Raw genomic sequence first — 14332 nt, forward strand, 5'->3', positions numbered from 1 at the left:
TGAGTAATGTACACTTCGACTCCGCTCAGTGTACGTTTTGAGTAATGAGGTATAGCCGAACCACTACCTCCTGCTTTATAGCAAATGACAAATGACAAATGACAATTGACCAATGACCAAAATATGAACTTTATTTCAATTTCTTACGCCATATTTCTGCTGGGTATATTAGGTATCTACTGGACTGTTGCCGAACAAAAATGGCGATTGTGGATTTTATTAATTGCTAGTATTGCCTTTTATGCTTCTTGGAGTATTCAATACATCCCACTGTTATTAGCACTGACCTTTATTAACTTTCGCTTAGGCAGAGAAATCGGCAAAAATACTTCGCCGGGAGACCATAGTCTTGATTGGCGCATATCTAATGAAGAATGGCAGTATGCCAATGCTGATTGGAATAGTCGCCGTCTGAAATTGTTATCGCTAGGTATAGTATTAAATGTTTTATTACTTCTAGGATTTAAATATATTTCGCCGATATTAAACTTAGTTTTTCCTATCCAAATAAGTTCACCAGAAACATCTTTTAAAGTTATTGCACCGTTGGGAATTTCATTTTTTACCTTTGAGTGTATTGCTTATTTAATAGATGTTTATCGCGGCGCTCCAGCTACTGACCATTTTCTCAAATTTGCGACATATAAACTCTTTTTTGCCAAACTAATTTCCGGGCCAATTACCCGCTATCACAACTTAGCAACTCAATTTAATACACTGCAATTTCCCACAGCCGAGAGAGGTACAGAAGCATTATGGTTAATTGCTAGAGGTGCAATTAAAAAAGGACTCTTGGCAGATAATTTGGGGATTTTTGTTGATTTATGTTTTGGAAATTTGCCCCGCGCAGGTAGTACGGATTTGTGGTTGGCGACTTTTGCCTATGGTTTGCAACTGTATTTAGATTTTAATGGCTATGTAGATATTGCCCGTGGTACAGCGTTGCTATTTGGTTTAGTTTTGCCAGAAAATTTTGATTTTCCTTACTTTAGTACTAGCATTGCTGATTTTTGGCGACGCTGGCATATAACTTTAGGTGATTGGTTGCGGAACTATGTTTACTTTCCTTTGGGTGGTTCTCGTCGCGGTTTGATGCGTACCTGCTGGAATTTATTCCTGGTGATGGTAATTGCAGGTATTTGGCACGGTTCCGCCTGGGGTTTCTTTGTGTGGGGTATTCTCCACGGTATTGCTTTAGCTGTACATCGAATCACAGATGATTGGAGCGATCGCAACGAAAAACTAGCCCAATTCTGGCAAAATCCTATTGGTATATTTATCGCTTGGCTATTGACACAATTTATGGTTTTCACTTCTTGGATTTGGTTTCGTTTACCCAATCTCCAAGACTCTTCTTTAGCAATTCAGCACCTTTGGGGTCACAAAGCTGATGCACAGTTCGCCCAAAAAGTATATGTAGAAGCTTTAACTATTAGCCCTTATCAACTCTCTTGGTTATTGGGAATTTTAGCGGCTTGTATGGCCTTGGTCTATGCTGTGAACGGTCGATTAAAACTAGAGTTAAACTGGCCTATCAAGCTGGTTTTCGTACCCTTATGTTTTTATATTGTCTGGTTACTAGCTCCCGAAGGCGGTCTACCTTACATCTATTTTGATTTTTAGTTTATGACAGGTGATAGGTGATAGGTTACAGGTTACAGGTTAACTTGAATTCTATAGAAATTTTCCTAAGAGCCTCCCTCTACTAAAAGGCGCTGCGGCGGGCATATACACAAGTCCAAAATTTTTATGTTGAAGCCCTTCCCGCCTAGAACTAAAGTTCCAGGCTCATAGCCAAAGTCCACTCAAGTGGACTGGAATAAAATCCTTTTTGAGTTCTCTTTAGAGAACTTGCGCTATGAGACTCGGAATTAATTCCGAGGCGGGACAGATGCACTCAACTCAGATGTGTGTTTACACCGTAGCGCCTAGAGACTATTCTCATTCAGAATTCTGACTCCTGAATTCTGAATTCTTTTGAGAATTTAAACTACCACCTTCTCTAAAATCAATTTAGAACGCTTCACTTGTTCAGGAATAGCCACTGGGTAATCTCCTGTAAAGCAAGCAGAACAAAAACTATTGGTGTCTTCTCCTGTTGCTTTCAGCATTCCTTCCCAACTGAGGTAGGCGAGAGAATTTACTTCTAATTGTTGGGCAATTTCGGCAACGGATTTGGTAGCCGCAATTAATTGATCTTGGCTATCAGTATCAATGCCATAAAAGCAAGGATGAGTGACAGGGGGTGAAGAAATTCGCATGTGAACTTCAGCCGCACCCGCATCACGCAAGGCTTTGACTAATTTGCGGCTGGTTGTACCCCGCACGATTGAATCATCTACAATCACAACTCGTTTACCCGCCAAGACATCTTTGAGGGGGTTGAGTTTCATCCGAATACCAGACTCGCGCATAGTTTGAGTTGGTTGAATAAAGGTACGCCCAACATAGCGATTTTTAATCAAGCCTTCGCCATAACTAACGCCGGAAGCTTGGGAAAATCCAATCGCTGCGGGGATACCAGAATCAGGTACGCCAAACACAATATCGGCTTCAACATTAGATTCAGCCGCGAGTTGTCTGCCTAAGCGCATCCGATAGCTATATAAACTTTCGTTGTGCATCACGCTATCAGGACGGGCAAAGTAAATCATTTCAAAGATGCACAATTTACGTTGCGGCTTTTGACTCCAATGGAAGGAAGCCAAACCTTCTGCGGTTATCCAAACTAATTCTCCCGGTTCAACATCTCGTAGGTAGTCAGCCCCAATAATGTCTAAACCGCAAGTTTCCGAAGACAAGACATAACGAACGGGATTTGTCCCCACAGTCCCAATTACCAAAGGACGAATACCGTTAGGATCACGGGTTCCCATTACCCCAACTGGTGTACCAATAACTAAACTAAAGGCTCCTTGGCAACGGTGAAAGGCTTGAATTGCGCCGTCTAGCCAATCTGCACCAGCGTTGACTGCTTCGGCGATCGCAAAGGCAATCATTTCTGAGTCAGTTGTCGTGACTAAGTTAAAATTGCTCTTAACCAATTCATCACGTAATTGTGTTGTATTGACAAGATTACCGTTATGTGTTAGAGCTAAATTGCCTAAGCGAGTCTCAACTACAGCAGGTTGAGCATTCACTTTGCGGCTAGAACCAGTGGTGGAATAGCGGGTATGACCAACAGCAAGATTTCCCGGCAATTCTTCTAAAATAGATTCGTTGAAGACTTGAGACACCAAGCCCATATCTTTGTGCAGATGGACTTTTGTCCCCTCAAAGGTGGCAATGCCAGCAGATTCTTGACCCCTGTGCTGGAGGGCATACAATCCAAAGTAGGTTAGTTTGGCAACGTCTTCTCCTGGTGCGTAAATTCCAAAGACACCGCAAGCTTCTTCGGGCTTGTCAGGACGGTCATTATTTGAGTTGAAATGAGATTCGGGGTATTCATCCGAAGTCACAGAATCAATGGGAATCATGCTGGCTTTGCTCCTGATTGGGGTGTCAAGTCACTGGGGTTATGGCTTGAGGTGGCTGTACCATTTGGGATTTTGGGTTGTCAAACGGTGAGTATGTAACCTTTTGAGCAATCCGTCTCCGCATTCACTTTTTGAAAGTGTTATGGTCTATTCTTAACAAATCTTTAACCACTTATTAAAACAGTACCCTAAGAAGTCTGAAGTATGAAGTCTGAAGTGTGAAATTTTTGACTTCAGACGAGATACTTTTTTAGGACTGAGTGTGTGCAGCTAGACGTTTAGCGATCGCATGATTGTAACGATCCTTCATATCTTCCATACTAACTGCGATTAAGGTCTGGTTATCGGTAGTTAAAACCGTCAAACCAGCACCATAATTACCAACGATGCCTAATTTTTGCCATTCTTGAGGCAGATGTTCTTGTAAATATGATTCCCAGATTTCTTGGTGTTCTGATCCCACAGAAACAATAATTCTTGCGCCAGCTTCACCAAATAGCACTTCATCCAAACGCGGTAACTGATTTGGCGAAATTTCTAATTGAACTTCTGCTCCCAAATTGCCAGTAATCGAAGATTCTGCCAAAGCCACAACTAATCCACCCTCAGCGCAATCATGGGCTGAACGCACCCAACCAGAACGAATACCATCACGGCAAACCTGCTGCACACGGCGTTCCAAGTCAAAATTTACCCTTGGTGGTCTGCCAGCTACAGTATTGTGGATGGTAGCCAGATATTCTGATGCGCCTAATTCCACTTTGGACTGTACAGTTAACCCTAGTAAATAAATCGCATCACCGCTTGCTTGCCAAGCTTGACCGCAAATTTTAGTGAAATCAGGAATTAAACCCACCATTCCCACCACAGGAGTCGGATAAATTGGTTGGGGGTTGCCTTGAGAATCGACAGTTTCATTGTAAAGAGAGACATTTCCCCCTGTGACTGGTGTGGCTAGTTCTCGACAACCTTCTGCTAAACCGCGACAAGCTTCAGCTAATTGCCAATAACCAATGGGTTTTTCGGGACTGCCAAAATTCAGGTTATCGGTAACAGCTAATGGTTCTGCACCCACACAACTGAGGTTGCGGGCGGCTTCGGCAACGACAGCCTTAGCACCCTCATAGGGATCAAGGTAAACATAGCGGGGATTGCAATCTACCGTAGCGGCAACGGCAGATTTCAGATTTGGTGATGTGAGATTGGGGATGGCTTCTAATGGACGTAAGCGCACAACAGCCGCATCTGCACCACCGGGAAGGACGACAGTGTTGTTTTGTACTTGATGGTCGTACTGACGGTATACCCAATTTTTCGAGGCGATCGTGGGTGTATTGAGTAAAGTCAATAAGATATGATTCCAACTGTGGCTACCGATCCCCGCAGTTGTGCAAGCAGGTAAACTATCTGCTGTCCATGTCCAAGCTTGGCGGGCGTATTCTGGCGGTTCTGCCAATAACTCACGTTCGTAAAGTGGCGTATTTTCTGCCAAAGCATCAGCCGGAATTTCTGCCGCAATTTTCCCCCGGAATAAAATCCTGACGATGGGTTCTGCAATTACTGTCCCAGCCACAACCGCTTGAAGCCCCCAACGGTGGAAAATATCAATTAACTCCTGTTCCCGGCCTTTGTGGGCAACAAACAACATTCGTTCTTGCGATTCCGACAGTAAATATTCATAGGGAACCATCTCAGTTTCCCGCACCGGAATCTTATTTAAATCTAATTCAATGCCGACACCACCTTTAGCTGCCATTTCTGAGGTAGAACAAGTAATTCCGGCTGCACCCATATCTTGGGCGGCGACCACTGCGCCAGTTTTAAACGCTTCTAGACAAGCTTCAATTAATGACTTTTCTAAAAATGGGTCGCCGACTTGCACCGCCGGACGGTCATCCATCGACGCATCAGTTAATTCGGCACTGGCGAAACTTGCACCACCCATCCCATCGCGTCCGGTGGTAGAACCCACATACAATACAGGATTACCAATGCCCGATGCCCCAGATTTGACAATTTCCGGCGTTTCCATCAATCCCAAAGCCATGACGTTAACTAAAGGATTTCCTGCATAAGCAGGGTCAAAGTATACTTCGCCACCAACAGTAGGAACGCCGACGCAATTGTGTGTCACGATCCCCGATGAAGTCACAAAAAGATGTGTATTATCTACTTCCACATCATAGACATCACATTCGGCAACGGTTTGGTGTTCAATACTCTGAATCTTGACAGTAGCTACATCTGCTGCCGACTGGGTAAACCGAGGAAATGAATGTTTTGTACCACTGTAACGATTTAAAGCAACGGCTAATTCCTGATTTCGCTCTTGGCTAAAAACTGTAGCTAAGGCTTTTAATGCCGCAAAATTACTGACTTCCAATTGCCATAAGGGTTTACGGATGTACTTGCGTCCCTCAATTTCTGCTTCGCCTGCTGGTTGGCAATAAATATATGGGATGATTCCTTGAGTTTGCAGTAATAGGACTGTTTGCTCAAATAACTTGCGGCTAGTGGTAGCAAAACTAATTTTGGCGTGATTACCGTGAGTTTTGGTAGTCATTGAACCATCACCCCGGAATAAGCCTTTGAGGACTTCATGCTGCAATTCTTGTGACCACTGGAAGACAAAGTTAGGGAATGCTTTATTGCTGGCTTCTGTGCCGCATTGCCAAACATTCTTCAAGAAATGCCCAAATAGCCAGGAAGTCGCGTAAACAGCAATGGTAGAAGCACGTTTTTCTACACAAGGACGTAACCCCAAATATTTTAGACCAGCGATCGCATCATCAACATACTCTGTTTCATGATGGGCGAAGGTGAAAACAATTTTGTAGGTATTGCCGTTTTTGGCAGCACAGCCTTCTGAGAGAAAATAGCCAATTAACCGGGCAAACAATTTATTTGGCTGAATGACTGCATTCATATAATTGGCTTTACCGCGCCGCAATAAGCGGATATCGCTACGAGATACATTCAGCAGCAGTTCCAAGGCCAAAAAGTAAGCTAGAGGAAATCTACCTGTAGATAAGTATTGATGGCGTTTGTAAACAGCAGGTTCGAGTAATCTCAGCGCAATACGCACCGCTTCTGTGACTTGCCAATTTTCTGGTAGCTGCACGTATACATCTTTCCCAATGGCAGTTTCTGGATTTAAACCAGTCAGCAAATCTAAGGCTGTGTCTTTTTCTGCTGTTAATTGTGGCCATGCAGTTATTAACGGGATTTCATCACCGACTTTTAAAGACTGCGCCACTGCAATATCCCATTCACCATTGGCGCGAATTAACATCGGATGGTCTGGCGTAACCACCAAAGTACGTCCCAAGGCTGTACGGATAGTAATCAAATTTTGGCTACGTCGTTTAAATATTCGCCGTACAGGTTGCCAACAAACAGTTTGGCTGTCGGGATCTAAAGATAAAGTTTGAACCGCATCACTATCACTGAGTTCTAAAGTCGTGACGTTGGTTGTGAGGCGAGATTCCACAAAGTTGCCAATGGTATCAAAATGTATCCCGTCTTGATTTTGCCAAATAAAAGTTTCATCACTGACGAGACAGTTACCATAATGGCTGATTCCTGAGACTACCCCAGTAAATAGCCTTTGGGTTTTAGGATCATCTAGAGAACCAAAACGCAATGAATTTAACAAAGCAATGGGACGCGCACCCATTGTAAAAATATCTCTGAGGATACCACCGACACCTGTGGCAGCTCCTTGGAAGGGTTCAACGGCGGAAGGGTGGTTATGAGATTCAATTTTAAAAGCGAGGCGGAGTCCTTCACCCAGGTCAACCACACCCGCATTTTCACCAGGGCCTACGAGAATACGGGGGCCTGTGGTCGGAAATTGTTTGAGTAAGGGTCGGGAATTTTTGTAGCAGCAATGTTCTGACCACATCACCCCAAACATTCCCAGTTCTGCTTTGTTAGGATGGCGGCCTAAACGTCGCACAATTTCTGCATATTCTTCGGGCTTAATACCTTCGGCGGCAATTTCTTTGGGAGAAAACGGATCTTTGGGGGTGGTGGTCATGGGAATAATGCACCAAGGGGACAGAAGACTATTTTATAGTTAATGGTCAATATAAAAATTCGGTTTGATTTCTGAATCTAGTTGTATGGGCAGGGAATGGGGAGTGGGGAGTAGGGAGTGGGGAGTAGGGAGTAGGCAAGAAGTCTTATTTGGGCGTACTGGCTTTTTTCATAAATCAAATTATGAGTCCTATAGTCACAGGACTTACACACAAAGATTGTCTATGAAGATTGGGTGTAAGGGTTTGTGGCGTAAAGGTTTTAGATACATACACCCCTATACCCTCTACCCCTACACCATCGCCAAAACTCTTGATTTTTCGTTTTTATGCGTAAGTCCTAAGTCATTGGCTATTTGTGCTTTGTTTTTCCCCATCTGTAACTGCTGTTGTAGCTCTAAGCTTGTCCGTTGTTACACACTTAAGTAGATACCGCTCGATAGTAACACTCAAGTGACGACAATCACATAGAAACATGATTGAGATCGTCTCTCGCCCTTTGCCAAATTGGCATAATTACATACAACTGAACTCTAGCCGAGTCATTAATAGGGAACACACTAATCGCCGACAGCTTTGATAAAAAACTGTCGGCTTTTTGTATTTGGGAGTTGGGGGAGTGGGGGGAGTGTGGGAGGTGTGGGAGGTGTGGGAGGTGTGGGGAGTGTGGGAGGTGTGGGGAGTGTGGGAAGTGTGGGGAGTGGGGGAAGTGTGGGGAGTGACCATTGACTAATGACTAATGACTAATGACCAAATAAAATTTCCCCACAGTTGGTTGATAGCTAGACACAGAGATGGCCAAAGCCACTACCAAATGTGGGGAGAGTATGATCAAATTAGAGTTGTTATGTTTTGAGTGCTAACACTCAGCACTCACTTTAAGAGACAGTCCTGATGAAACTGATTTCAAAAGCCAAGCATGAAAGGGCGACTAGTGTGTTTACTCAGCACTTTCAACTCAGCAACGCCACTGAGGGAGTCGGCAGAGCCGCCCAACGCAGTGGCTCCTCAGCACTTTCAACTCAGGAAGACACATCTAAAGAAGCAAAACAAACTTTGGCTTATGACATCGCTTGAATGATGTAATCAAAGTATGGTGCTGCTGCTGCTGCGTCGTCTGCACTGAGTAAGTCAAGGGAGGCTTTTTTCAGACAACTGATGGCTTCTACCATTCCAGGAACGGGAACACCAAGGGAGTTGTACATTTCGCGCACACCAATTAAACCGATTTTTTCAATTGGTTCTTTGTCACCAGCAAGTACGCCATAGGTAATCAGGCGTAAATACCAGCCAAAGTCACGGATACACAATGCACGTTGGCGTTCACCGTAGGCATTGCCACCGGGTGCGATAAAATCAGGGCGCTTCTGCCAAAGTTGCTTGGTGGCTTCCTGAACTATCTTTTTTTCATTTTCGGAAAGGGTAGCAGCAATACGAGTCCGTTGCTCACCTGTTTGCAAAAAGTCTTTGATACTTTTGAGTTCGCCACTGCTGGGATAACGCAGTTCGTCGTCGGCTTTGAGAATAACTTGGCTAATTACAGTCATGATTATTGTAATCACGAGAAATATTATTTGCTAGTTTAACGAGTTGGAGGTACAGAGGGGAAGGGAAATCAAAGTATGAAGTGTGAAGTATGAAGTATGAAATTAAACTTCAATCTCTTGACAAATGACAAATGACTATTGACAAATGACGAACAATATTTGGAAACAGGGTGAATTAATTGAAGTTGCGATCGCTGATCTCAGTGACACTGGTGATGGGGTCGGTCGCTATGATGAGCGTGTGGTATTTGTCCCAGATACTGTCCCTGGCGATCGCGTCGTGGTACGTTTACTGCATGTCAAGCCAAAATATGCTCACGGCAAACTCATCCAGCTATTGCAGCCATCACCCCACCGCATCCGCCCAAGCTGCATTGTGGCTGATAAGTGTGGTGGTTGTCAGTGGCAGCATATTGATTATGAATATCAGCTAGAAGCGAAACGCAATCAAGTTATTCAGGCTTTGCAGCGTATTGGTGGTTTTACTGCACCATCAGTAGAACCTGTATTGGCGGCTGTGTCACCCCTGGGATACCGCAATAAATCTACTTATCCTGTCAGTGTTTCTACTACCGGGCAAGTACAGGCGGGATATTACCAAAAGGGTAGTCACCATTTAGTGAACTTAAATCAATGCCCTGTGCAGGATTCTCGCTTAAATCCTCTGCTTGCAGAAGTCAAGCAAGACATTCAAAAACGTGGCTGGAAAATTTACAACGAACAACGTCACCAAGGGCAAATTCGCCATTTAGGTTTACGCATCGGCCGCCGCACGGGAGAAATGCTGTTGACTTTGGTGGTTACTGAGTGGAATTTAGCGGGAATTACGGAACAAGCCGAGGTTTGGTTGCAGCGATATCCGCAATTGGTGGGAGTTTCTTTAAATCGCAACCCAGAACGCACTAATGCCATTTTTGGTAGGGAAACTCGCACTATTGCTGGAGTTTCTTATCTGAGAGAAGAATTTGCCAATTTAGAATTTCAAGTCCGCCCCGATACATTTTTCCAAGTTTCTACGGAAACAGCCGAAGCACTCTTAGAAGTCATTCAGACAGAACTTAACCTCCAAGGAAATGAGGTACTAGTTGACGCTTATTGTGGAATTGGAACCTTAACATTGCCTTTAGCCCAGCAGGTACGCCAAGCATTTGGACTGGAATTACAAGCCGAAGCAGTTGAACAAGCAATTTTGAATGCGAATCGCAATAGTATACATAACGTTACATTTCAAGTCGGTGCGGTAGAGAATTTACTGCCGCAAATGGGAATAATACCTGATGTGGTCATACTTGATCCACCACGTAAGGGATGCGATCGCACTGTCATCGATTCATTACTGCGATCGAAACCTGCCCGCATCGTTTACGTCAGCTGTAAAGTAGCCACACTTGCGCGTGACCTGAAGTTGTTATGTGAAGGAGGCATATATAAAGTTACAAGGGTGCAACCTGCTGATTTTTTTCCACAAACCTCTCATGTAGAAGCTGCTGCCTTTCTTGTGTTATGACATTTAAATAAGAGTACTAACTCTTTATCAAAATCTTAAATTGCAAATTTGTAGTCTCTTGCATAGTAACAATGCTAAAATCGAATTAACCTAAAACATAGAAATGATTTTGTTAAAACAACTAAAGTTGCATAGACTCTCATTGATTATGAATAAGGTTGTCTGATATAAGAATCGGCAATACAAAACTCACTTTTATAGTTCTCAAAAACTTTCAGCATATTTTAATTTGCTGGCTGCGATCGCAGAATTTCAAAAGCCGTTTTATGTATCGACAATCAAAGTTCATAAACAGAGTAAATGCTCCCTAGCATTTTCAAAACTAGTATAAAAGACGCAAGTTTGAAGGCAGCATGACCACCTCCAACTTTGTCAGGGTGCGCGTACAAGCAAACTGATGTCTAGCTAACTGAAAGCTATGGGGTTTCTCTTGTGATTAGTATTTCGCTTCGTCCAGTCGGACGTTATTGGGGCACACTTAGTTTTGCCTCTACTCTCTATCTTTGTCCCATACTAGATTTACTGCTGGCAGAAATTCCAGCTAAATTACAAGCAGAATTGCGGCTAGGACTCCAAGAAGCCTTAGTCAATGCCGCTAAACATGGTAATAATCTTGATCCTAGTAAAAGAGTTGTAGTGCGTTTTTCGTTGATAGATAACCAATATTGGTGGGTAATTTCAGACCAAGGTCAAGGCTTTACACCAGAACCAAGTTCTGATAAAGAAGCGGTAGATTATTTACCACCAGATGAATCGGAAAGTGGTCGCGGTTTATGTTTGCTCCATCAAATTTTTGATCAAGTAGAATGGAGCCGCAGAGGTACAGAATTACGATTGTGTAAACAAATGGAAAATCGCCCCCGGTTGTCTTTAAGGCGATGAGGAAACGGGTGAAGTGTGAAATTTAACATACCGTATGTTTCGGGTACATAAGGTACAAGCATAAAACCCAAAAATATGTAGAGACGTTACATGTAACGTCTCTACATTATTATACGAATACCTAAACTAATGTATTTCATTTTTTTGAATACGTTCTATATATTCTACGGAATAAAATATTGATTTTGGTTTACTTAATGATAACGGTGAGCAAGTAAAAATTCAAAAATAAATGACGTATTTTTTTTCTGAATTTCTTCCTAAAAATGCAGATCCGGCTTACAGCATAATTAGGGATCAACCACAATATTTGGATGATAAAAAATTTATTGAAGAAATGTGGTTAAGCTATGAGCAATATGCTGATACTAATTTTTTAGAGCAATCAAAGATAGATTTTAATCAGCGTATATGGGAAATGTATTTAGCTTGTTCACTAATATTTCAAGGACTATCTATTGATTCTAAAGATGAAGGGCCAGATATACTTATAGATACAGGTGAATTAAAGATTTGGATTGAGGCAGTAGCACCAAAACCAGGACAGGGAGTGGATGCTGTATCTCAGATGGAGTTTGGTGTTCTTAGAAATATTCCAGATGAGAAAATAAAACTTCGTTACCGTTCAGCCATTGAAGAAAAATATAATAAAAAATATAAAAATTATTTAGCTAAAAAAATTGTTAAACCTGAAGATTGCTACATTATTGCTATAAACGGAAGTTCGATTCCATCTGCTAGACGTGAGCTTGAAATTCCAAGAATTATTCGCAGTGTTTTACCTTTTGGTAATGAATCTATAAATATAGATACTGAGTCTGGTATGCCTATAGAGCGATTTTATCAGTATCAAGATAGTTCACGTAAACAATCTGGTGCATCAGTATCAACTGATATCTTTTTTAAAGAGGAATACAGTGGTATCAGTGCAATATTATTTTCATGTATGGATGTACTAAATCGTCCAAACGAATTTGGAGATGATTTTGTGTTGCTTCATAACCCATTAGCAACAAGGCAGTTCCCTCAAGGTTTCTTTAAGCTAGGTCGTGAATATTGGGTAGATAACTCATCATTAAAGTGTATTACTTGGAGTACAGAAGGAAAATCTGATATTTAGCAATAAAAAAACAATTTTCACTTAAGTAATTCTGTCCAAGTTTGTTGTCCTACTATTCCATCTGCATTAATACCTCTACTTCTTTGAAAGGTAATTACAGCATCTTGGGTAACAACACCATAGTAACCTGTAATATCGTCCTTAAAGAAACCTAATTTCTTAAGCTTTTGTTGTAATAACTCCACTGCACTACCAGTTGAGTTTAGCTCTAACTTTGGTAACACCTGTTGAGTAACGTTAGTATTTTGATTATTTGGTTGGGCAGGAGGTTTAGTATTAGGTATATTTTGAGTTTGAATTGTTTGAGTATTGCTTCTCAAAGAACAAACGTATTCTAGTAAATTCTCACCGATAGATTCAGGTATAACAGAATCTAATCTTTCTGGATAAGAACCTAAAGCAGATTCATATTTTTTTTCAACTTCACCTGAAGGATAATATGCTACTGCTTGAATTATTCCTATTTTTCTAGTATCGCAGTCTATGTAAAAATTAGTAACTTGTTTGGTATATATTCTACCTGGAGAAGAACCATCAAGAGAATATCTGGATTCTTTTGCTTCTCTTTTATACCAGAAACTTCTATAGTTTCCTTCTCCTTTAATACTATTTACATCTACATAGTAAAAACCATCATCAGTTCTACCAACAATTACCCACTGTCTTGTTGTAAATTGAGCATATCCAGGAATGGCAATAAGCCCTAATTCTATAGATAAAAGAGCAAAAACTACCTTTACTATAAGTGTTCGCCCTCTTAGCTTCCAAAATAACATCAGCTTACTTACTAAATTCGTTTTAATCTCGTTATTTAAGATTATTATTGCTTATCTTCTAAAGGGTTGACATAAATTAAAAGTAAAATTTTTTACTTTTGATTGGAAATTAGAAAAGTAGATTGGCTGAAGTGATCGCTCTACCCAACATCCAAAATTCTTGATATTGTTGGGTTTCACTTTCTCCGATAAAGTAAAAAATGCGATCGCTCATCAACAGCATTATCTAATAAACATTCTGTCGTTACAACATAAAGTTGTGATGCTATGGCTCAATTCAGGTGTAGCTTGGGTGGAGGAATGGAACCCAACATTCTCAAGACTCTGTTGGGTTACGCTATCGCTACACCCAACCTACTTGAAATTGCTGAATATACTTTTTATTTTAATACACTCCATAAATCCTGAAAATTTTTCTCATTATTATTCAAATACCTTGATAAGCCGCCATTTATCCAGATTTAATCATTTATAAAAATATTTAAGCAAGTGGTTGACAGGTATAGTTTTATACTTTATTATAGATAGCATGAGAAAGGCGATCGCCGTCCTGTCAAAGTCTGCAATCGCCTTTCTTCCAACACCTAATTAGGAGTCGATTATTATCATGGCACAAGAATATAAATTCGGTGATGATCAAAATTCTGCTCAAACACCACCAGAACAATTTTTGAGAAGGGAAAATTTTGATGCACCTACTCCCAAGCCATCTAATCAACAGCCATTACCCAACAGAGAACCCATTAAACATTTGTTGATTGGTTCACCCAAAGCTGTCACTAGTACAATACATTATTTGCAGGCGATCGGTTATGCAGAGGTGGGCGATTGGAGTCCACTCATTCCAACCGACAACCCTAATCAAGTGATGAGTATTTTAATCCGTCAAATTTTAGTTGCATAACTAACCACAACTACCCCGGCTTTTTTCACAGTCGGGGTAATTTTCAAATATTCAGCAACAATATGAGTCACAATTAAAACATC

At 41.5% G+C, this 14332-nt stretch carries 10 protein-coding genes; 6 read left to right on the plus strand and 4 right to left on the minus strand.

The window, feature by feature from the left end; genetic code table 11:
- Positions 1-123: 123 nt before the first annotated feature.
- Entirely contained in the window at positions 124-1623 is a 1500-nt protein-coding gene (locus H6G77_RS08615; RefSeq protein ID WP_190871447.1) for an MBOAT family protein, read from the plus strand.
- Between the two features lie 362 nt (positions 1624-1985).
- Here the strand turns inward: H6G77_RS08615 and purF are convergent, their stop codons facing one another.
- On the minus strand, positions 1986-3476 hold the full coding sequence (gene purF / locus H6G77_RS08620; protein ID WP_190871338.1) for an amidophosphoribosyltransferase: 1491 nt from the start codon (positions 3474-3476) through the stop codon (positions 1986-1988).
- A gap of 250 nt (positions 3477-3726) precedes the next feature.
- Positions 3727-7515: a phosphoribosylformylglycinamidine synthase subunit PurL gene (purL, locus tag H6G77_RS08625; RefSeq protein WP_190871339.1), complete on the minus strand. Its 3789-nt coding sequence runs from the start codon at positions 7513-7515 to the stop codon at positions 3727-3729.
- An 892-nt stretch (positions 7516-8407) separates the two neighbouring features.
- On the opposite strand from purL, the gene H6G77_RS08630 reads away from it, so the two are divergent.
- Positions 8408-8590: a hypothetical protein gene (locus H6G77_RS08630; protein ID WP_190594659.1), complete on the plus strand. Its 183-nt coding sequence runs from the start codon at positions 8408-8410 to the stop codon at positions 8588-8590.
- Here H6G77_RS08630 and H6G77_RS08635 read toward each other — a convergent pair.
- The gene (locus H6G77_RS08635; protein ID WP_190594658.1) at positions 8575-9060 is read right to left on the minus strand and encodes an allophycocyanin subunit alpha-B; all 486 of its coding nucleotides are present in this window, start codon (positions 9058-9060) and stop codon (positions 8575-8577) included. The two genes, H6G77_RS08630 and H6G77_RS08635, sit on opposite strands and share 16 nt — an antisense overlap.
- A 145-nt stretch (positions 9061-9205) precedes the next feature.
- Here H6G77_RS08635 and rlmD point away from each other — a divergent pair, with 145 nt between their 5' ends.
- The 3 genes from rlmD (at position 9206) to H6G77_RS08650 (ending at position 12569) form a co-directional block, all read left to right on the plus strand.
- Positions 9206-10567, plus strand: coding sequence for a 23S rRNA (uracil(1939)-C(5))-methyltransferase RlmD (gene rlmD, locus H6G77_RS08640; RefSeq protein ID WP_190871340.1), 1362 nt, complete (start codon positions 9206-9208; stop codon positions 10565-10567).
- Between the two features lie 432 nt (positions 10568-10999).
- Positions 11000-11449 carry an ATP-binding protein gene (locus H6G77_RS08645; protein ID WP_190594656.1) on the plus strand — a complete coding sequence of 150 codons (450 nt, stop codon included), beginning with the start codon at positions 11000-11002 and terminating at the stop codon, positions 11447-11449.
- 232 nt (positions 11450-11681) lie between these two features.
- Positions 11682-12569: a hypothetical protein gene (locus H6G77_RS08650; protein WP_190871341.1), complete on the plus strand. Its 888-nt coding sequence runs from the start codon at positions 11682-11684 to the stop codon at positions 12567-12569.
- Between the two features lie 17 nt (positions 12570-12586).
- Here the strand turns inward: H6G77_RS08650 and H6G77_RS08655 are convergent, their stop codons facing one another.
- Positions 12587-13345 (minus strand): peptidoglycan-binding protein, encoded by a 759-nt coding sequence (locus tag H6G77_RS08655; RefSeq protein ID WP_190871342.1) that lies wholly within the window; start codon positions 13343-13345, stop codon positions 12587-12589.
- Positions 13346-13949: 604 nt separating this feature from the next.
- Between H6G77_RS08655 and H6G77_RS08660 the strand changes: the two genes are divergently transcribed.
- A complete protein-coding gene (locus H6G77_RS08660; protein ID WP_396020670.1) occupies positions 13950-14249 on the plus strand; it encodes a hypothetical protein in 300 nt (99 codons plus the stop codon).
- Positions 14250-14332 lie beyond the last annotated feature (83 nt).

The organism is Aulosira sp. FACHB-615 (genome assembly GCF_014698045.1).
Lineage (GTDB): Bacteria > Cyanobacteriota > Cyanobacteriia > Cyanobacteriales > Nostocaceae > Nostoc_B.

Bases quoted from the DNA above. Each gene is read 5' to 3' on its own strand.
- rlmD (WP_190871340.1), top strand. From the start codon at position 9,206: ATGACGAACAATATTTGGAAACAGGGTGAATTAATTGAAGTTGCGATC.
- H6G77_RS08615 (WP_190871447.1), top strand. From the start codon at position 124: ATGAACTTTATTTCAATTTCTTACGCCATATTTCTGCTGGGTATATTA.
- H6G77_RS08655 (WP_190871342.1), bottom strand. From the start codon at position 13,345: ATGTTATTTTGGAAGCTAAGAGGGCGAACACTTATAGTAAAGGTAGTT.
- H6G77_RS08635 (WP_190594658.1), bottom strand. From the start codon at position 9,060: ATGACTGTAATTAGCCAAGTTATTCTCAAAGCCGACGACGAACTGCGT.
- purF (WP_190871338.1), bottom strand. From the start codon at position 3,476: ATGATTCCCATTGATTCTGTGACTTCGGATGAATACCCCGAATCTCAT.
- H6G77_RS08630 (WP_190594659.1), top strand. From the start codon at position 8,408: ATGAAACTGATTTCAAAAGCCAAGCATGAAAGGGCGACTAGTGTGTTT.
- purL (WP_190871339.1), bottom strand. From the start codon at position 7,515: ATGACCACCACCCCCAAAGATCCGTTTTCTCCCAAAGAAATTGCCGCC.
- H6G77_RS08650 (WP_190871341.1), top strand. From the start codon at position 11,682: ATGACGTATTTTTTTTCTGAATTTCTTCCTAAAAATGCAGATCCGGCT.